Raw genomic sequence first — 19,770 nt, forward strand, 5'->3', positions numbered from 1 at the left:
TAAAAAGCAAAGGGGTGGATGTTATGTATCAGCAAGTAGAAGAATATGTCAAAAAGTTCCAAGAAAAATATCCTAGTTATCAATCAGAAAAATTAGGTTTCTTTTCATTTGGGGATACAGAAAAAATGGCAGACGAGTTGAGCGAACTAGTTGTAAAAAAGATAAAGACTGGTACATCAAGTGGTTACGATCTGTATAAACAAGAGAATGAGCCTTTACCAAAAGTTGGTCAATTAGACGTGGTCCTGAATGGAAAAAATGAACCAGTTTGTATCATCAAAAATATAAATGTGACCATCTTGCCTTTTAGTGAAGTCACGAAAGAGCATGCTTGGAAAGAAGGAGAAGGGGATCGGACATTAGCTTATTGGCGGAAAGTCCATGCTGAGTTTTTTAAACATGCTTATAAAGAAGCGTTGAACATAGAATTTACAGAAGAGAAGCTGGTCGTATACGAAGAATTTGAAGTAATTTTCTTTTAGTAAGAAAGGTCTGCTGAAAGAAATAGCTCATTATTGACTCCTGAATAGAAAAGGGTTACATTTTTATATGAAGCTGTATTTTTATATAACATTACTGGAGGAGATATTGTGGATACACTGGAACAAATCAAAGGCGGAGTCGTCGTTTCTTGTCAAGCTTTGGAAAACGAGCCGCTACACAGTTCTTTTATTATGGGGAGAATGGCTTTGGCTGCAAAAGAAGGCGGAGCAGTTGGTATTCGAGCAAATACGACAGAAGATATCAATGAAATCAAGCGAATCGTTGATTTACCGGTAATAGGGATTATCAAAAGAGATTACGATGGGTCAGAAGTGTTTATTACTGCGACAGAAAAAGAAGTGGAAGAACTTTTGGAGACGCAAGCAGAAATCATTGCACTGGATGCAACTTCTCGTAAACGTCCGACAGAAAAAACAACTGCTGAACTTGTCCAAATGATTCACGAACACGGTCGGTTAGCTATGGCAGATATTTCGACTTTTGAGGAAGCGCTTCAAGCGCAAGAAGATGGTTTTGATCTTTTGTCTACGACTTTAGCAGGCTATACAGAATATTCACGAAAGACGCAGACACCTGATTTTGATTTATTGAATCAAATCATAGAACAAGTCGATATCCCAGTAATTATGGAAGGACATACTGACTCTCCTGAACAAGTAGAGAAAGCATATGAATTAGGTGCTTTTTCAGTCGTAGTTGGATCTATTATCACCCGTCCGCAATTGATCACTAAAAGATATGTCGAAGCCGCAAGTAAAGCAAATAACTAAAAAACACGCACGGCACAGATTCTTGACAAAAAAGAAAAATTGATAGATAGTTTAAAGCAGATTCTAAGAAGATGAAAAAAGCATTACTTTTCATTTTGTCTTCAAGATCTGCTTTTTAACGAATTTTATAGAAAGAAGGCGAAACCATGTTTGAACGGAGTCCTTCAGAATTGACAGAACGTGAAAATTACAAGTTGCTGATTGGTTCAGTCATCCCTAGACCAGTAGCAGTAGTAACGACTAAATCAGCAAAAGATATAGTGAATATCGCACCCTTCAGTTACTTCAATATCGTCAGTTCGAATCGACCCATCTTATCCTTGGCGATCCAGAGAAAACAAGATGCAGTAAAAGACACAGCAAAGAATATTCTTGAGACAAGAGAAGCTGTTATCCATATCCTTGATGAGGACAACGTAGAAGAAGTAAATAAAACAGCAGCCAATCTGCCTAATGAGGAAAGCGAACTGTACCTGACTGACTTGACTTTAACTGATTCAGTAATCATTTCAGTACCAGCATTGACAGAAGCAAAAGTTCGTTTTGAAACATCCTTATATGAACATGTCGAGATACGGAATAAAAATAAAGTAACAGCTGATTTATTTTTGCTAGAAGTACAGAAATATCATTTAAATGAAACAGTCTATGATGATAAGACAGGAAGGATCGATCCAAGAAAATTGAATGCTGTAAGCCGTTTGGCAGGAAATGATTATGCAGCAATAGGAGAAATTTTCACGATTGCACGTCCCGAATAAAAAGGAGCACTAGTTATGTTAAAAATAAGCTATAAACCATCGACAGATTCAAAAGAAATGAAAAAAGAATATGAAACAGTGAATGATTTTCTGCAAGGGCAGTACTTAGAAGTTCCGCCATTGCAAGACCATTTTGTCGTTACTACTGTTACTTTAGATGGTAAGGAAATAGAAATGCCAGATCAAACGATTAGCGGATTGTTTAATTACTTTAACAAATAAATATTTATTCCGAAAAGTGAAAAAACATATAAAAAAACACATAAAACTAAAAAATTATCAAAGAATCCTGGTGCAACTGAAAGAATTTGCAACGGGATTCTTTCAACTTATTTGTTATTTTTTTCTAAAAAATATTAAAGATTGTTAAATTTCACTATTTCATTTCAAATTCCATTGCCTAATCATTAGGAAAAGTCTATCATGAACTCGTAAATAGAATATAGTAATAACCTTGTTAGGTGAGGCTCCTATACAAACATAGGCTGTTGCCCAGAAACGTCGAAAGTCGCCAATGGGTAAAACAGAAACTGTCGGATTAAGGCTTTTTCCAATAGCTAAGAATGTTTTCTTTACGTTGTATAGTGCTAAAACTCGGACGATGAGATGATGCTAGGTCAGAATTCTTGTTCGAAAAGGTTTCTGACCTTTTCTTTATATTTTTGTGACTGACTTATTTGATGAGACAAACTCGCTCCTCACCTGACAAGTGGATTGCTGTGTGAGGAGGAGATGCGGTGAAAAAAAGAAAAAAGATCGATTGGTGGATTTTGGGTCCTTATTTGACTTTGTCCATGATCGGTCTTTTAGAAGTATACAGTGCCAGTTCTTATCGTTTATTGCAAGCCGATGAAAATACAAAAAGTCTATTATTGCGTCAACTAATTTTCATATTTTTGAGTTGGAGCGTGATCTTCTTAGCTCGTTCAGTCAAACTACACTATTTACTTCACCCTAAAATAGCAGGATACGGTTTAGCCTTATCGATTTTCTTTTTAGTATTAGTAAGAATAGGGATATTCGGTGTCACTGTCAACGGCGCACAACGTTGGATCTCTCTGTTTGGCATTCAATTCCAGCCTTCTGAACTGGCAAATCTTTTTTTGATTTTTTATTTAAGCTGGTTTTTTCGTGACGGAAATAGTAGCCCAAAAGATCTAAAAAAACCATTCCTGATTACAGTAGGTATAACTTTTCTGATTTTATTTCAGCCAAAGATTGCTGGAGCATTGATGATCCTTTCGATTGCGTGGGTCATATTTTGGGCAGCGGCGGTTCCATTTAAAAAAGGGATCTATCTAATCGTTACTTTTTCTGCATTGCTGATTGGAGCAGCAGGCGGGGTATTATATTTAGGAAATAAAGGTTGGCTTCCACAGATGTTTAATCATGCTTATGAAAGGATCGCGACTTTAAGAGATTCTTTTATCGATAGTCATGGTGCGGGCTATCAAATGACCCATTCGTTTTATGCACTATATAATGGTGGCATATTTGGGCGGGGATTAGGAAATAGTATCACAAAAAAAGGGTATCTTCCAGAGACAGAAACAGATTTTATTTTTTCGATTATTACAGAAGAGCTTGGGCTAATCGGTGCATTGTGTGTGCTTTTCTTATTGTTCTCATTATGCATGAGAATCTTTTGTTTAAGCAGTCGCTGTAAAAATCAGCAAGCTGGATTGTTTCTTTTAGGATTCGGAACTTTGCTATTCGTTCAGACGATAATGAACGTGGGAAGTATCGCGGGGCTGATGCCAATGACTGGTGTGCCATTGCCATTTGTTAGCTACGGAGGAACAAGTTATCTGATCCTTTCTTTAGGAATCGGAATCACGTTGAATATTTCTTCAAAGATACAGGCCGAAGAGTTGCCGCTCTATCGACCTGAAAAACAATAAAGAGAAACTGAGAAACTCTCAGTTTGAATTATCATAAAGTACAATCTTTTATTTTTCAAGCGAGAGGTTCTTTTAGAAAGAGGAATTCGCAATGAAAGTATCTCAAAAAATCATATTATCTATTTTGTTACTGCTTACATTAGTAGTTGGCTATTTTTCGATTGAGTTTATCCATGGATTTTCGTCTGCAAAACAGAGTTCAACTGTGAAAAAGGTAGAGCCGAAAAGTGTCCCTACCACACTAAATGTGGCTTTGATTGGTTCAGATGCTCGTTCGAAAGACGAAAACGGTCGCTCGGATTCACTTCTGGTTGCACAATACAACCAGAAAACACAACAAGCAAAACTGATCTCTATCATGAGAGATTCATATGTCGATATTCCAGGTTACGGAATGAATAAGATAAATGCAGCTTACTCTTATGGGGGAGTTGATTTATTAAATCAAACATTAAAGGAAAATTTCAAATTTGAAGCTCCCTATTATGCAAGTATCACATTTCAAGATTTTATCGATTGCGTTAATGAACTGTTTCCTGGTGGAGTCAAGATCGATGCAGAAAAATCTCTAGATTTAGATGGCGTATATATAAACAAAGGAGAGCAAGTGATGGATGGTAATACTTTACTCCAGTATGCTCGATTTCGGGAAGACAAAGAAGGAGACTTCGGGAGGATCAGAAGGCAGCAGCAAGTGATCAAAGCTATCTCTCAGCAGCTGAAAGACGTAACTTCAATATTCAAGCTACCCAAAGCGGTTGGGAAATTACTTGGTAGTATCCAAACGAACCTTCCAGAAAGTGTGCTTCTGGATTGTGGTATGGATTTCCTCAAAGACAATAATAAAAAGATCGATACATTATCCGTACCAGTAGACGGCAGTTGGGACTTCAACGACAATACGCCTTCCGGAAGTGTTCTGGAATTAGATTTGACCAAAAACCAAGAAGCAATCAAAAAATTTCTGAATAATTAAGTAAAGAAAATAAAAGAAGTTAGAAATAACAATCTATGTTATGTTCTGACTTCTTTTATTATGTTAGAATAAACAGGTATAAATAGTGAAATAAAGGAATGACAAGCAAGAGAAGGAGGAAAAAATGAAAAGAAGTGACAAGCACGGCAAAAATCGAACAGGCGCTTATATTGCCGGCGCAGTGATCTTAATAGCAGCTGCGGGTGGCGGTTATTTTTACTACCAGCACTATCAAGAAACCCAAGCAGTAGAAGCTGGAGAAAAGACAGTTGAGCAATTTGTCCAAGCTTTGAACAAGGGAGATTATAACAAAGCTGCAGAAATGACATCAAAAAAGGCGGCAAATAAAAGTGCATTATCTGAAAAAGAGATCTTAGATAAATACCAGAATATATACGGTGCTGCTGATGTCAAAGGACTTCAGATATCGAATCTAAAAGTAGATAAAAAAGACGATTCTACTTACAGTTTTTCATATAAAGCAAAGATGAATACCTCATTAGGTGAATTGAAAGATCTTTCTTATAAAGGAACATTAGACAGAAATGATGGTCAAACCACGATCAACTGGCAACCCAACTTGGTTTTTCCAGAAATGGAAGGAAATGACAAAGTAAGCCTGACCACACAAGAAGCAGCAAGAGGGAATATTATAGATCGAAATGGTGAACCATTAGCAACAACAGGCAAACTAAAACAATTAGGAGTCGTTCCAAGTAAACTTGGAGATGGAGGCGAAAAAACAGCCAATATCAAAGCGATTGCTTCCTCCTTCGACTTAACAGAAGATGCTATCAATCAGGCGATTTCACAAAGCTGGGTACAACCCGATTACTTTGTCCCATTGAAAATCATTGATGGAGCAACGCCAGAACTTCCAGCTGGAGCTACCATTCAAGAAGTAGACGGCAGATATTATCCTTTGGGTGAAGCAGCTGCTCAGCTGATTGGTTACGTGGGAGATATCACAGCAGAAGATATTGATAAGAATCCAGAATTAAGCAGTAATGGAAAAATCGGTCGCTCAGGTTTGGAGATGGCTTTTGATAAGGATCTTCGTGGGACAACAGGTGGGAAATTAAGCATTACAGATGCAGACGGTGTAGAGAAAAAAGTTCTGATCGAACATGAAGTTCAAAATGGCAAAGATATCAAATTGACAATCGATGCGAAGGCACAAAAAACAGCTTTTGACAGTCTAGGAGGAAAAGCTGGATCAACTGTTGCGACAACGCCAAAAACCGGTGATCTTCTTGCGCTTGCTAGCTCTCCAAGCTATGATCCAAACAAAATGACAAACGGGATCTCACAAGAAGATTACAAAGCTTATGAAGAAAATCCTGAACAGCCATTCATCAGCCGATTTGCGACAGGTTATGCTCCTGGATCTACGTTTAAAATGATTACAGCAGCAATCGGTCTCGACAACGGCACTATCGATCCAAATGAAGTGTTGACGATCAACGGGCTTAAATGGCAAAAAGACAGTTCTTGGGGATCTTATCAAGTAACGCGTGTCAGTGATGTATCACAAGTAGACTTAAAAACTGCTTTGATCTATTCCGATAATATATATATGGCACAAGAAACGTTGAAAATGGGTGAGAAAAAATTTCGTACAGGCTTAGATAAATTCATTTTTGGTGAAGACCTTGATTTGCCAATTAGTATGAATCCAGCACAAATTTCTAATGAAGATAGCTTTAACTCAGATATCTTGCTAGCTGATACTGGATATGGACAGGGCGAACTTCTAATTAATCCTATCCAGCAAGCAGCAATGTATTCTGTTTTTGCCAACAATGGCACACTTGTCTATCCTAAATTGATTGCAGATAAAGAGACAAAAGATAAGAAGAATGTCATCGGCGAAACAGCAGTACAAACGATCGTGCCAGATCTGAGAGAAGTTGTGCAAGATGTAAATGGTACAGCACATTCTCTTTCTGCTTTAGGGATTCCGTTGGCAGCGAAAACTGGTACAGCGGAAATCAAAGAAAAACAGGATGAAAAGGGGAAAGAGAACAGTTTCTTGTTTGCTTTCAATCCTGATAACCAAGGTTATATGATGGTCAGCATGTTGGAAAATAAAGAAGATGATGATTCAGCAACCAAACGAGCATCGGAACTATTGCAATACCTCAACCAAAATTATCAATAAAAAATTGCTTTTTAAGTACAGTAAAAGGACTGTGGCGTTATCGTCACAGTCCTTTTTTTCAAATAAACGGTTTTCACGATGTCTCTTTCACAACTTCTTTTTGATTTACTCACACTTCATAAACTTTTTTTGTAAAATATTTGAGAACAAGTGGAGAAATAAGTGTACTTAATAAAATCACGATAACTAAAGGTGAATAGTACTGTGGTTCGATCAATTGACTTTGCTGTCCAATTTGTAAAATGATCAAAGCCATTTCTCCACGCGAAATCATACCAGCACCGACCATCAATGAACTATGTTGAGAAAAACCGGCAATCTGAGCACCAAAATAACCTCCAAGCAATTTGGTCAAAATCGCTACAAGCGTCAATATAGAAATAAAGAGTAGTTGTTCACTAAAGTCAGAAAAATCAACTTCTAATCCTACACTGACAAAAAATACTGGTATAAATACTGCATATCCTAAAGCCTCTACATTGTGGTATACTTCTTCTTTAACCTTTGTCTGACTGACAGCTATCCCAGCAAAAAAAGCACCAATGACAGAGCTAAGCCCAACAAGATCCGCTACGTAAGACATTCCTAAACAAATAACTAGCGATACGATGATAATAGAAGAATTTGCGTACACTTTTTCTGCAAATGAAAGTAGGAAAGGCGCAATCCATTTGACTAATAAGAAAATAAAAACAAAATAAATTAGCTGTTCAATCAAAACAAGCGGTAAAGAAGCATTGCTAGAAGCTTCCCCCGTTAGAAAAGATAGGCTGAAACTTAGAACTAAAACGACTAAAATGTCATCTACCACAGAAGCACCCAAAATTGTTGATCCTTCTTTTGTATTCACTACGTTTAGTTCTTTTAATACTTCTACTGAAATACTGACAGAAGTTGCCGCAAGAATAATCCCAAAGAAAATCGCTTCATTTCCCGAAACTTGGAATGCTTTGCCTGTCAACCAGCCAAAAACAACCGGGAAGATGATCCCAAGCAAAGCAACGAACATACCAGGTCGGAAATATTTTTTCAAAAGAGATAAATCACTTTCCAGACCAGCTAAAAACATTAATAAGATCACACCAATCTCCGAAAAGTCATGGACTAGAATATCAGGTTTGACCCAATTCAATCCAGCTTGGCCTAGCAAAACACCAACAAGTAATTGTCCAATCACTGCTGGGATACCTAATCTCCGCGAGATATGTGAGCCAATCGTTGTTGAAATCAATATCAGGCATAAAATACCAATAAATTCCATTCTCATCATTCCTTTGTATAAAATATAGCCCGAACTTAGCATAACATACATTATTGAAAAAATAGGAAAATATACTCACAAAAAAACCAACAATCCAAAAGATTTTTTTGGATTGTTGGTTTTTATACGGTCTATTTTAATAACTAAAAATGATTAACGTATAGTCATTTTTCTTATTCTGATGAAATTGATAATCTCCTGGATGCCCATGAAAATCAAAATAAAGCCGAATATTTGGAATAGAAGCATCAAACTTTTGAATGGATTGAACAATAAGACGAATCCGCCAATCAACAACAGAATACTACTATAAACACTCCAACTTTTAGCTTTTGTATTCATGCTGAAGAACAACTGGAACAAGCTGTTGATGATAACAGCTAATCCAAGAAGAATCGGCAGGATAGAAACGATTGCAGGTGCAAAAGCATAGACGATCAGAGCTAAGATCAGGAAAAAAAGACCACTGAACAGACCGATACTCCAAGAACCTGTTTTCCTTTTAAAACGGTAAGCCTCAAAAAGATTCAACAACCCAAGCAAAACAAGATAGGCGGTGATCAGATAACCGATAAAATGAAAAACAGCAGAAGGGTTTAGCACAATCGCAATCCCAGAAATAATATAAACAGCAGCTCTTAATAAGGCGTATTTTTGAATATTTTGTTTAATCGTCTCAAACATATAAGAAAACCTCCTTTGACTTATTTTAACGTGAACTAGTCATTTTACCAAATTAAATGTTACAAAATGAGCGAAGGAGAAGAATATCTCTGGAAAAATCAACTTCTGAGGATCTTTTCCATTTTTTTGCCTTTTGCTAGCTCATCGATCATTTTATCTAAATAACGAATTTCTTTCATCAAGTTATCCTCGATGTCTTCTACTCGTACACCACAAACAACACCTGTAATCAAGGAACGTGAAGGATTGGGGACAGGGGCTTCCGCAAAAAATTGTTCGAAAGTCACTTGTTTTTGTAGTTGATATTCTAGTTCTGTTTGGGAATAACCCGTCAGCCAACAAATGATTTCATCTACTTCCTCTTTTATACGATCTTTTCTCTCCGCTTTTGCTACATACATAGGATAAACGCTTGCAAAACTTGTCGTAAAAATACGATTTTGCGCCATAATCAGTCACCTTTCTTTTTTTCAAATTATTTACTACTTATAGTATATAAGAAAAAGAGAAGAAAAAGCGATTATTCAAAAAAACAAAAAGGATTGTGACAAAATTCTTGTCACCATCCTTTTTTCCGCTCTCTGACTTTTTACAATCTTCATAGCTCAAGTGCGCATCAGATAATCGAATGCTCCTAAAGCTGCAGTAGCTCCTGAACCCATTGAAACAATGATTTGTTTGTATGGACTATCTGTACAATCACCAGCTGCGAAAACGCCGGGGATATTCGTTGCGCCATTTTTCTCGGTCACTATTTCATTTCTTGGATTCATTTCGATCGTTCCATCTAGCCAATCCGTATTAGGGAGTAAGCCGACTAGAATGAATACTCCTGAAACAGCTAGTGTATGCATCTCCATCGTACGGCGATCGATATAGGAGAGAGATTCTACCTGATTCGTACCGCTGATTTCTTTCGTCGCTGCATGTTTGATAACAGTGACATTCGCAAGAGAGACTAGTTTATCCTGTAAGATTTGATCTGCTTTTAATTCTGGTAAGAATTCTAGAACATATACATGTTTTGCTAACCCAGCCAAATCGATTGCTGCTTCAACACCAGAATTACCACCACCGATAACAGCAATCTCTTTTCCTTTAAATAAAGGGCCGTCACAGTGTGGGCAATAAGCAATTCCTTTATTTTTAAACTCTTTTTCGCCTGGTACATTGATAGAACGCCAGTGCGCACCTGTCGCGATGATGGCGGTTTTTGCTTTAAGTGATATACCGTTAGCTAAGCCAATATTAATAAAATGTTGCTCTTTATTTAAGGAAACGGCCTGTTGATTCATCATAATGTCGATAGGGTAACTACGCACATGACTTTCTACTTGCTGCATCAATTTTGGACCTTCTGTGTAAGAGGTACCAATCATATTTTCAATCCCTAGTGTTTCAACGACTTGTCCGCCGAAAGAATCAGCGACAAGTCCTGTACGGATTCCTTTACGTGCTGCATAGATAGCTGCACTACTAGCTGCTGGTCCACCGCCAATCACTAATACATCATAAGGTTCTTTTTCAAACAACTCTTCTTCAATCAAAGGGCCAGTGATTTTTTCAACAATTTGTTCGATCGTCATGCGTCCGCTACTAAATTCTTCTCCATTTAAAAACACAGTTGGCACTGCCATGATTTTTTTATCATCGATTTCTTTTTGGAACATCCCACCTTCAATCATCGTATGAGTAATATTTGGATTTAATACAGCTAATATATTCAATGCCTGTACAACGTCGGGGCAATTATGACAAGTCAAGCTAACATAACTGTCAAAATGCAATGTTTGTGTTATTTTTTTGATTTTAAGACTCAAAGATTCACTGATTTTCGGTGCCCGTCCACTAATTTGTAACATAGCCAGTAAAAAAGAGGAAAATTCATGACCGAGGGGGATACCAGCAAAAACGATTCCACTTTCTTTGCCAACTGGATTGATAGAAAAACTAGGTGTGCGCATCGAATCTCTTTTTTCCCAAGAGATTTTAGGAGACATTTCTGCTATTTCCTTCGTAAATTCAGCTAGTTTTTGACTATTTTCACTATTATCCAAACTAACAGAAAAAACAATAGGAGATTCAATCAGTGCTAAATATTGTTCGAGATTTTGTTTAGTTTCTTTGTCTAACATATCCACCACCTAAATCTTTCCAACAAGATCAAAACTTGGTTTCAATGTTTCGCCACTTTCTTTCCATTTTGCCGGACAAACTTCACCTGGGTGGGTACGTACATATTGAGCAGCGCGAATCTTATCAATCAGTGCACTAGCGTCACGACCGATTCCATCTGCATTGATTTCCATAGCTTGAACGATTCCGTCTGGATCAATAATAAATGTTCCTCGCTGAGCTAATCCTTGCTCTTCATCCAAAACATCAAAAATACGAGAAATCTGATGGGACGGATCACCGATCATCACGTATTCGATTTTACCGATAGCATCTGATGTATCATGCCATGCTTTGTGAGTAAAGTGGGTATCGGTAGAGCAAGAAAAGACTTCAACACCTAAAGATTTCAATGTACTGTATTGTTCTTGTAAGTCTTCTAATTCAGTAGGACAAACAAAAGTAAAATCAGCTGGATAGAAGCAAAGAATACTCCAGTTCCCCATAAGATCTTTTTCACTGACTTCTAAAAATTCTCCTTGATGATAAGCATGTGCATTAAATTCTTCGATTTTTTTCCCAATCAATGACATAGTAAAACCTCCAATAATAATTATTTATTTATAATTATTGTAATTTAGTTGGAGTTGCAAAGTCAATGGATATTTTGTTATTTAATAAAGATTACTCAAAAACGAAGGTTAATTATAAAAATAGAAGAGGTCGCAAGAAAATGCTACTGCTGGAAATACTCGGGATAACGTTGAGTAACAGTTTCCTGTTCTTTCAGCATCATGTGTAAGTGCAATCCCGTTTGAAATCGAGCTTCTTCTGGTTTTTTATCAACTAAAGCCTTGAGTAAATCATAATGTTGTTCCATGATCGTTTCCCATGGAAGCCCCTGAATGGTCACTCGTAACCAGCGGAAACGTTCTAAATGGGTATTATGGTCATCTAACCAGTTCCAAACTTCTTTTCTTCCTGCAATTTCGAAACAAGCTTCATGAAATAAATTATCTGCACGGAAAAAAGCGCGTTCGTCATTTATTTTGACTGCTTTTTCTTGTTCTTCTAAAATCGTTTCTAGCACTATTCGTGTTTGTGTGTCCAATTTGGAACAACATTCAATCATGATTTGCTCTTCCAACTGTTCTCGGACAAAGCGAGCATTTTCTGCAGAAACAAGATTAATTTTTGAAACATACGTACCACTTTGAGGTATCGTATACACGAGTTCTTGCTGACGTAGTTGAATCAATGCTTCGCGAATGGGAGTCCGGCCGATAGCAAGATGTTCCTCCAGTGCCTTTTCAGATATTTTCCTTCCAGGTTCTAAGTCAGCATAGATAATTTGTTTACGAATCGCTTGATAAGCTTGAGATTGCAAGCTGCTTTTCATCTTTATTCCTCCAAAATCATTTCTATGAACGTAGTATAACAGAAGAGGTCTGAAAAACAATCTGGTATGTCACATTAACTAGTAAATTTGTATAAATAGTAAAATTTTGGTTGACATAGCGATTTTTATTGCATAAAATTCACTTGAATACAAAAACTAATATGTTAGTTTAGGAGGGGAAAAATGATTGATTTAAACAACTGGAGGAACTTTATCCCTGAATTATCTCAAAAAGAAGTAGAAATACCTCATTTTGACCGTGCATCATTAAGAGAAAATGGACAAAAAAATCCTGTCTGGATCCATTTCGGTGGCGGAAATCTTTATCGAGGATTTCATGCAGAAATCGCTCAACGTTTAGCGGATCTAGGCGAATTGTCCACTGGTGTCATTGTTTGTGAAACATTCGATGAAGAAATAATTGAAAGGGCTTACCAAGATTTTGATGATTTGATTCTTGAAGTGGTCATGCCAAGCAGTGGAGAGTTCGTCAAACGTATATTAGCTGCGACAGCTGACAGTCTGTATTGTCATCCAGATTGTTCTGAACACTTTGATAAGATGATTCGACACTTTGAAAATCCTAGTTTACAATTAGTTACTTTTGCTATTACTGAAAAAGGTTATCGATTGAAAGATACAAATAATAAATATATAGGACCGATTGCAGTCGATATAAAAAATGGTCCAAAGAAGCCATCACATACAATGAGTATTCTTGCTGCGCTACTTTATAAACGTTTTTTATCTGGAGCTTGGCCGATTGCACTTGTCTCTACAGATAATTTTTCACAAAACGGTAGTCAATTACGTACTTCTTTGCTAACGATCGCAAAAGAATGGCAAAAGGAAGGTTATGTACAAAATACATTTATCCAATACTTATCGAATGAAGAAATTGTTGCGTTTCCATGGACGATGATTGATCGTATCACCCCGAATCCTTCCTTGTCAGTTAGCAAAATGTTGGCAAAAGAGGGCTTTTCAAATATGTCGATTTTCCAAACCGCAAAAGGAAATAATATTGCTCCATTTGTCAATACAGAGGACATCCATTATTTAATCATGGAAGATCATTTTCCCAATGGACGTCCGAAATTCGAAAAAGCTGGGGTATTCTTGACTGATCGTGCAACGGTAGATAAAGCAGATACGATGAAGGTGACGACTTGCCTTAATCCTTTGCATACGTCTTTAGCTATTATGGGTTGTTTACTGGGGTATAGGAGCATAGCTGAGGAGATGAAAGATCCAGATTTATCGCTGCTAGTTTCTGAAATCGGGTACAATGAAGGCCTCCCAGTTGTGGAGTCTCCAGGTATCATTGATCCAAAGATCTTTCTGGAAGAAGTAATTACTGTGCGCTTTTCTAATCCAAATATTCCTGATATGCCTCAGCGAATCGCCACGGATACCTCTCAAAAGGTGGCGATTCGTTATGGTGAGACGATTAAAAAATATATGGAAATAGAAGTTAAAGACCCGCAGACACTTGTATTCATACCATTGACTCTCGCTGCTTGGCTTCGATACCTTATTGGCATTGATGATCAAGGAAAACCATTCATCCCGAGTCCAGACCCACTATTGACAGACTTTCAGCATAAGCTTTCCGATATTCAACTGGGTACGCAAGATACATCACATATTCATGAGAAAATGGCTCCTATTTTGTCAAATAAAGAAATTTTTGGTGTAGATCTTTACCAAGCAGAGCTTGGCAGAAAAATAGAAGAAATGTTCATCAAGATGGTAGCAGGACCGAATGCCGTACGAAAAACATTACAGGATTACTTACAAGAACATGGAGGAAATTTATCATGGAAATGACTTTTAGATGGTACGGATCACAGGAAGAAAAGATTACCTTAGATGAAATCAGACAGATTCCTGCGGTCAAAGGGATTGTAGGCACATTGATGGATATACCAGTAGGAGAGGTATGGCCTAGGGAGAGGATCAAAGAACTAAAAGAAGAAATTGAGTCTCGTGGGTTAACACTAAAAGTAATTGAAAGCGTCAATGTGCATGATGCCATTAAAATTGGATTACCTTCCCGTGAGCAGTATATCGAAAACTATAAGCAGACAATCCGAAACTTGGCAGAATATGGAATAGAAGTCATCTGCTATAATTTTATGCCTGTATTTGACTGGGTGAAATCTGACCTTGACTACCGCTTAGAAGACGGCTCATCCACGTTAGCTTTTATATCTGATGATATTCCAGATGATCCAAGAGAAATCGTCGCGCGCATCGAACATTCCAGCAATGAATTTGAATTGCCGGGATGGGAACCTGAGCGCTTAGCTCATATCAAATCCTTGCTTGAAGCCTATGCATCAGTAGACGAAGAAAAACTTCGAGAAAATTTTGCCTATTTTCTCCAATCAATCATCCCAACATGTGAAGAGGTAGGGGTCAAAATGGCTGTACATCCAGATGATCCGCCATACTCGATTTTTGGATTACCTCGAATCGTAAAGAATCGAGAAGATTTAGATTGGTTGTGCCGCATAGTAGACAGCCCTTATAACGGAATCACTCTTTGTACAGGGAGTATTGCAGAAGATCCAGAAAATGATGTATATGGGATTTTAGCAGAATTTTGTCAAAGAGATCGAATCCCATTTGCACATGTTCGAAATATTAAATTTTTAGCTAATCGAGATTTCTATGAGGCACCGCATAAATCCGAATACGGTTCATTAGACATGTACCGCATACTAAAAACAATGTATGACAACGGATTTAACGGATACATCCGTCCTGATCATGGAAGAATGATCTGGAATGAGACAGGAAGACCAGGATACGGCTTATATGATCGAGCATTAGGTGCTGTTTATCTAAATGGATTATGGGAAGCAATCGAAAAAGGAAACAAAAGTAAAGATAATTAGTGAAAAAAACTGTAATTTTATTATGTAAATAAGAAGGATGTTCAAATTCTTGATACATAAATCCGGAGGTTGTTAATAAGCATTCGGATTTATGTATCTTATTTGGTCTAGGAAGTAACTTGATTTTCTTTTTTCGATTGATCCATGAGTGCTTCTTCTTTTAATTCAAAGATATATTCTGAGATCCTCATAATCACTTTTTTCCAGTCTTCTGGTGTGATGATTCCTTTTAAAATATAGATTTTTTTGATATGAGAAGGCAATTGTTTCAAAGGGCAGTCGCTGATAACGATGTTGCAGTTCTCCATAAAATCATTTTGTATTTTGATCGATTCATTTGAAAAAATTTGTTCTATCTTAACGATCAGATCTTTACTGATATAAAAATCACGCGTATAGTTCACACCAATCACAATTCGCGGCTGTTTTTTGTAGCGATCATACAAATGTACTAGGTCTTCAACCATCCATTGCACATTTTCCTTTTCTAAAATAACTGGTAACAAGTGTTGATTTTGTTCTCTGAAATCCATATAAAATTGTTCAATGGCGGTTTGGACTTCTTTCAACACGCTATGTTCTTGATAAAGCATGAAAGTAGGAAGGGGCGTATTTGGTTGATTGAAGTTAAGAAATCCATTATAAAGTTTATTTCGTGCGAATGCCAATGAGTAAAGAATCTTTTCTTTTTCAGGTATAAACAAATCAAATACAGTACAAAAGGACTCCACCATTTCTCTTGAATAAAGAACATGAGGAACGTTTGCTTTTTTTAAAAGTTTGTATTGCTCCAAGCTTGTTTCTTCCGATTCGATTTTCGTGATAGAAAGTCGAGCTAAAATATTCACTAAGATGCGTTGTTCGCGACAAATTGGCAGATTAGGTCGCAAAATATCTACAGAGGGATCAATAAAAAAGTCAATATATTCATACTCTGTGAATTCTTTTTGTACGTCTTTCACAGAAGTTGCAGGAAAATTCTCTTTACATATTTTTAATAGAAAATATAATTTATCTATCATACCGCTATTTAGTCGGTCAAGTACTTCTTTTTTAAAAAAAGTATTCATCATAAAAGCCACTACTTGCGGATCTTCATCATAAAATTCTGTAGCAGTACTTGAAAAGATGTTCCAATAAATATCTAATGCTGCATATTGAATTTGTACCTCTTTTCCAGAAAAAGACTTTCTGCCATTATTAGAAAAGGAGATAGACAAACCGTACAATGCTAAAAATGCATTAATCTTTTTCATTTTCGTATACAAATAAGAGGCACTATAGTTTGTTTGCTGACTTAAACTGATAATCGAATTTGTCTGACAGCTGAACAAAGAAGTCAAGATCTGATAACTGACTGATTCGTTGCAGTATCTTCCAAATAGACGATAATAGCAGTAAGCCGGATCAATTCCTTCAAAATTCAACTTTAAAAAAGGTTTTTGCTTATCAATATGCAGTTCTGTTAGATTGAGACGCTCAAAGTCTTGTTCTAATTCTTTGATGTATAGTAAAAAATTTGATTCAGACATATGGAAATGATCTGCTAAATATTGTGTAGTAATAAAGAAACGATGTTCAGATAGGAAAAGAAAAATATCTAATTTTGTATTGCTTTTTTTCTTCAAGAGAAACGTTTTAATCGCTTCTTGAGTTTGCATGAAAGAGGCTCCTTTTTACTTAAATTGTTAAAACTTGAAAATATTACTGTTTTTTTCATAAATTTAGACAAAAAAACAGTAAACATATAGGTAGAATCTCTACTATCTTATTTCTTGCATACAAAAAAATCAAGGAGTGAGAGAGTTATGAGATATTCAACCATCTTAATATCAACATTTGCAGCCTTAAGCTTATCGCTTACTATAAATCAGACAGTCCACACAGAGGAGATAGAAACAGCCAAATGGACAGAAACCAAGTGGGCCAACGTCAATCGAATTACCTTTCAGGATGAATTTTCATCCTTCAATTCAGGAGTCGCAAAATTAAGAAAAGGACAAACAGCGACCATCAAAGCAAAAATTGACTATTCAGGAGACTTAGCACCTATACTACAATCAGCTGTTACATTTGAGAATGTTGATCCCGCTTTGTCGATTGGCTATGACGAGAACACTTTGACTATCCAACACAAGCAAGCGATATTTACCTTCACCGTTACATTAAATCAGGACTTGTTAAAACCAGCGCTTTTTACTGTCAAGGTATCAGATGGACTACCGAACGATCATCATCATTTAACGCCGTATAGTCAGCGGCAGACAATTGAGCAAGATTCAGCTATCGACTCAGGAGGAGATCTTGTTGAAGAACCAACAGATAAACCAGAAAATGAAAATAAGCCAGAAGTACCGCCTACAGAAAATCCAGACGGAGAACAGAAACCGGAAATAGAACCTGGAGAAGAACCCGATACAGAAACTCAACCAGAGCCAGACAATGAATCAAAACCTGAAATAACCCCTGGAGAAAAACCAGATGTAGACCCAGAAGAAAAACCAGATGTAGACCCAGAAGAAAAACCAGATGTGACTCCAGAACCAGATACGGATTCTGGAAACCAAACAGTACCGGAAACAAATCCAGACACAGATAATGAAACTGAAAATCCAGAAAAACCAGAGGTAGCCCCAGAAGAAAAACCAGATGTAACTCCAGAACCAGATACGGATTCTGGAAACCAAACAGTACCGGAAACAAATCCAGACACAGATAATGAAACTGAAAATCCAGAAAAACCAGAGGTAGATCCAGAAGAAAAACCAGATGTGACTCCAGAACCAGATACGGACGCAAGAGACCAAGGAATACCAGAAAAAATAAACAAAAAAACAATTCAAGAGGATGGAAAAAAAGAGAGTAAAAAATCAAATCTAGCAATTCTAAAAATAAATGAAGAGCAGCTGAATAAAAAATCACGAATATTTGATAGCGCCCAATCAGCTGAAACCTTAAAAAGTAGCAAGGATACAACCTTTGCTAGTCCTGAAACGAAAAATAAACAGCTACCAAAATCCGGAGAGTCACAAAACAAAGTTATACTGTGGAGCGGAATCATTCTATTAAGTATAGCAACAATGCTTTCTGCAAAAAGATTTAAACAAAACAGATCTCTCTAACATTTGAATAATGTCTGTGAACGCATTTTTCAAATAAAAAGAAATATCCAGAAAACGACCCCAAAATACCAGATTGAAATCTGATATTTGGGGTCGTTCATACTTTATCTTTCTTCATATTTATTTTAAGGGATATCTGTTTCTTTTGGAAGATGGTTCGGGATCTTTTTCACTTTCAATACATCTAAAAAGAAGGTAAAGATCGGAATGCCGACAATCAAGCCCCAAACGCCAAAGAACCGTTCGCTAACAAGTAAGACCACAAATGTATAAAAAATCGGCAGTTCTGTTTTGCTGGACATCAACTTCGGATTCAGCACATAAGACTCAATTAGATGGACAATCAAAATCGTAATCAGGATATAAACAACATCTCGGATGCCTCCTTGGGAATAAGCTATGAAAGATAGAGGAATACAAGAAATGATAACACCTGCTACTGGGATCAGACTTAAAATGAAAATCATGATCGCTAAACTCAGCAGCTGATGAAAGCCAAATACAGCCAAGGCGATTGTAGTGAGCAACGTGTTTAAAAGAGCGATAACAAATTGAGCTTCTAATACCAAACCAAATGTATTGACAAACTTATCGGCAAAATAGTAAATATCTTGAAAGAACCAAGAAAATTCACTTTTTAAAAACAATCTTGAGAATACAATTGTTTTTTTCTTTTCAATCATAAAAAAGAAACTTAAGATGAATGACATAGCAAACGCCACTGCCATTTTTCCTATATCCTGTAAATAGCCAAGCGCAATCGAAGCGCCATTTTGAAGCTGTTCAAAAAAATCGTTTCGCTCAATATAAGTATGGATATATTGTAAAACAGGATCTGCATCTTTTGGCTGATGCTCGTAAAAATCAATAACGGACTGGATCATATCAAATGTTTGATGAATAAGCATCGGGATATACTTTGTGAATGCCAGATAGATAAGGTAAACGATCAGTGTATAAATCATGATAGCTAAAACACCTGTAGGGATTCGGACAAATCGCTGAATGATTTGAACAAGATGAATCATCAAATAAGTAAAGATAAATGTGAGCAAAATGGTTGTAATCATACTTCTAACTAAGAAAAGAACAAAAACGACAAATAATAAAACAGTGAGACGGCGTATTTTTTCATTCGCCAAAAAACGCTGATAAACGGTCAAATCGACAACCTCCAAATAACAAAAAATAAACACGTTATTCATTATATGAT

The 19,770-nt window shown here is 36.7% G+C and carries 18 protein-coding genes and 1 riboswitch; of the genes, 10 read left to right on the forward strand and 8 right to left on the reverse strand.

Annotated elements, in window-relative coordinates; all coding sequences use genetic code 11:
* Window positions 1-23 precede the first annotated feature (23 nt).
* The 7 genes from OS138_RS09735 to pbp4 all read left to right on the forward strand — a co-directional run bounded on the left by OS138_RS09735 (window position 24) and on the right by pbp4 (window position 7,073).
* Window positions 24-482 (forward strand): ASCH domain-containing protein, encoded by a 459-nt coding sequence (locus OS138_RS09735; RefSeq protein ID WP_002295936.1) that lies wholly within the window; start codon window positions 24-26, stop codon window positions 480-482.
* Between the two features lie 108 nt (window positions 483-590).
* The gene (locus tag OS138_RS09740) at window positions 591-1,274 is read left to right on the forward strand and encodes an N-acetylmannosamine-6-phosphate 2-epimerase (protein WP_002287767.1); all 684 of its coding nucleotides are present in this window, start codon (window positions 591-593) and stop codon (window positions 1,272-1,274) included.
* Window positions 1,275-1,420: 146 nt separating this feature from the next.
* The gene (locus OS138_RS09745) at window positions 1,421-2,035 is read left to right on the forward strand and encodes a flavin reductase family protein (protein ID WP_002287766.1); all 615 of its coding nucleotides are present in this window, start codon (window positions 1,421-1,423) and stop codon (window positions 2,033-2,035) included.
* Between the two features lie 15 nt (window positions 2,036-2,050).
* Window positions 2,051-2,257: a hypothetical protein gene (locus tag OS138_RS09750; protein ID WP_002287763.1), complete on the forward strand. Its 207-nt coding sequence runs from the start codon at window positions 2,051-2,053 to the stop codon at window positions 2,255-2,257.
* A gap of 224 nt (window positions 2,258-2,481) precedes the next feature.
* Window positions 2,482-2,648, forward strand: a riboswitch (M-box (ykoK) riboswitch).
* Between the two features lie 124 nt (window positions 2,649-2,772).
* On the forward strand, window positions 2,773-3,936 hold the full coding sequence (locus OS138_RS09755; protein WP_002295934.1) for an FtsW/RodA/SpoVE family cell cycle protein: 1,164 nt from the start codon (window positions 2,773-2,775) through the stop codon (window positions 3,934-3,936).
* Between the two features lie 91 nt (window positions 3,937-4,027).
* Window positions 4,028-4,912, forward strand: coding sequence for an LCP family protein (locus OS138_RS09760; protein WP_002325723.1), 885 nt, complete (start codon window positions 4,028-4,030; stop codon window positions 4,910-4,912).
* 124 nt (window positions 4,913-5,036) lie between these two features.
* Window positions 5,037-7,073 carry a penicillin-binding protein PBP4(5) gene (gene pbp4, locus OS138_RS09765; RefSeq protein ID WP_002288183.1) on the forward strand — a complete coding sequence of 679 codons (2,037 nt, stop codon included), beginning with the start codon at window positions 5,037-5,039 and terminating at the stop codon, window positions 7,071-7,073.
* Between the two features lie 109 nt (window positions 7,074-7,182).
* Here the strand turns inward: pbp4 and OS138_RS09770 are convergent, their stop codons facing one another.
* The 6 genes from OS138_RS09770 to OS138_RS09795 form a co-directional block, all read right to left on the reverse strand.
* Window positions 7,183-8,334, reverse strand: a complete 1,152-nt coding sequence (locus OS138_RS09770) for a cation:proton antiporter (protein ID WP_002295931.1) — start codon at window positions 8,332-8,334, stop codon at window positions 7,183-7,185.
* A 153-nt stretch (window positions 8,335-8,487) separates the two neighbouring features.
* On the reverse strand, window positions 8,488-9,018 hold the full coding sequence (locus OS138_RS09775; protein WP_002288181.1) for an HdeD family acid-resistance protein: 531 nt from the start codon (window positions 9,016-9,018) through the stop codon (window positions 8,488-8,490).
* 98 nt (window positions 9,019-9,116) lie between these two features.
* Window positions 9,117-9,467, reverse strand: coding sequence for a DUF2200 domain-containing protein (locus OS138_RS09780; protein ID WP_002288180.1), 351 nt, complete (start codon window positions 9,465-9,467; stop codon window positions 9,117-9,119).
* Window positions 9,468-9,623: 156 nt separating this feature from the next.
* The gene (gene ahpF / locus OS138_RS09785; RefSeq protein ID WP_002288179.1) at window positions 9,624-11,153 is read right to left on the reverse strand and encodes an alkyl hydroperoxide reductase subunit F; all 1,530 of its coding nucleotides are present in this window, start codon (window positions 11,151-11,153) and stop codon (window positions 9,624-9,626) included.
* Between the two features lie 9 nt (window positions 11,154-11,162).
* Window positions 11,163-11,726 (reverse strand): alkyl hydroperoxide reductase subunit C, encoded by a 564-nt coding sequence (gene ahpC, locus OS138_RS09790; RefSeq protein WP_002288178.1) that lies wholly within the window; start codon window positions 11,724-11,726, stop codon window positions 11,163-11,165.
* Between the two features lie 143 nt (window positions 11,727-11,869).
* Window positions 11,870-12,532, reverse strand: coding sequence for a GntR family transcriptional regulator (locus OS138_RS09795; protein ID WP_002288176.1), 663 nt, complete (start codon window positions 12,530-12,532; stop codon window positions 11,870-11,872).
* Window positions 12,533-12,715: 183 nt separating this feature from the next.
* Between OS138_RS09795 and OS138_RS09800 the strand changes: the two genes are divergently transcribed.
* Together OS138_RS09800 and uxuA are read left to right on the forward strand one after the other, a co-directional pair.
* Window positions 12,716-14,362, forward strand: a complete 1,647-nt coding sequence (locus OS138_RS09800) for a mannitol dehydrogenase family protein (protein ID WP_002288175.1) — start codon at window positions 12,716-12,718, stop codon at window positions 14,360-14,362.
* The gene (gene uxuA, locus OS138_RS09805; RefSeq protein ID WP_002296275.1) at window positions 14,353-15,435 is read left to right on the forward strand and encodes a mannonate dehydratase; all 1,083 of its coding nucleotides are present in this window, start codon (window positions 14,353-14,355) and stop codon (window positions 15,433-15,435) included. Before OS138_RS09800 ends, uxuA begins: the two co-directional genes overlap by 10 nt.
* A 107-nt stretch (window positions 15,436-15,542) precedes the next feature.
* Here uxuA and OS138_RS09810 read toward each other — a convergent pair whose 3' ends face one another.
* Window positions 15,543-17,096, reverse strand: a complete 1,554-nt coding sequence (locus OS138_RS09810) for a helix-turn-helix domain-containing protein (RefSeq protein WP_002288171.1) — start codon at window positions 17,094-17,096, stop codon at window positions 15,543-15,545.
* A 147-nt stretch (window positions 17,097-17,243) separates the two neighbouring features.
* On the opposite strand from OS138_RS09810, the gene OS138_RS09815 reads away from it, so the two are divergent.
* Window positions 17,244-18,557 carry an LPXTG cell wall anchor domain-containing protein gene (locus OS138_RS09815; RefSeq protein ID WP_015371026.1) on the forward strand — a complete coding sequence of 438 codons (1,314 nt, stop codon included), beginning with the start codon at window positions 17,244-17,246 and terminating at the stop codon, window positions 18,555-18,557.
* 125 nt (window positions 18,558-18,682) lie between these two features.
* Here the strand turns inward: OS138_RS09815 and OS138_RS09820 are convergent, their stop codons facing one another.
* The gene (locus tag OS138_RS09820; protein WP_002288167.1) at window positions 18,683-19,762 is read right to left on the reverse strand and encodes an AI-2E family transporter; all 1,080 of its coding nucleotides are present in this window, start codon (window positions 19,760-19,762) and stop codon (window positions 18,683-18,685) included.
* Window positions 19,763-19,770: the final 8 nt, after the last annotated feature.

This window comes from Enterococcus sp. E5-37, assembly GCF_035726925.1.
Lineage (GTDB): Bacteria > Bacillota > Bacilli > Lactobacillales > Enterococcaceae > Enterococcus_B > Enterococcus_B faecium.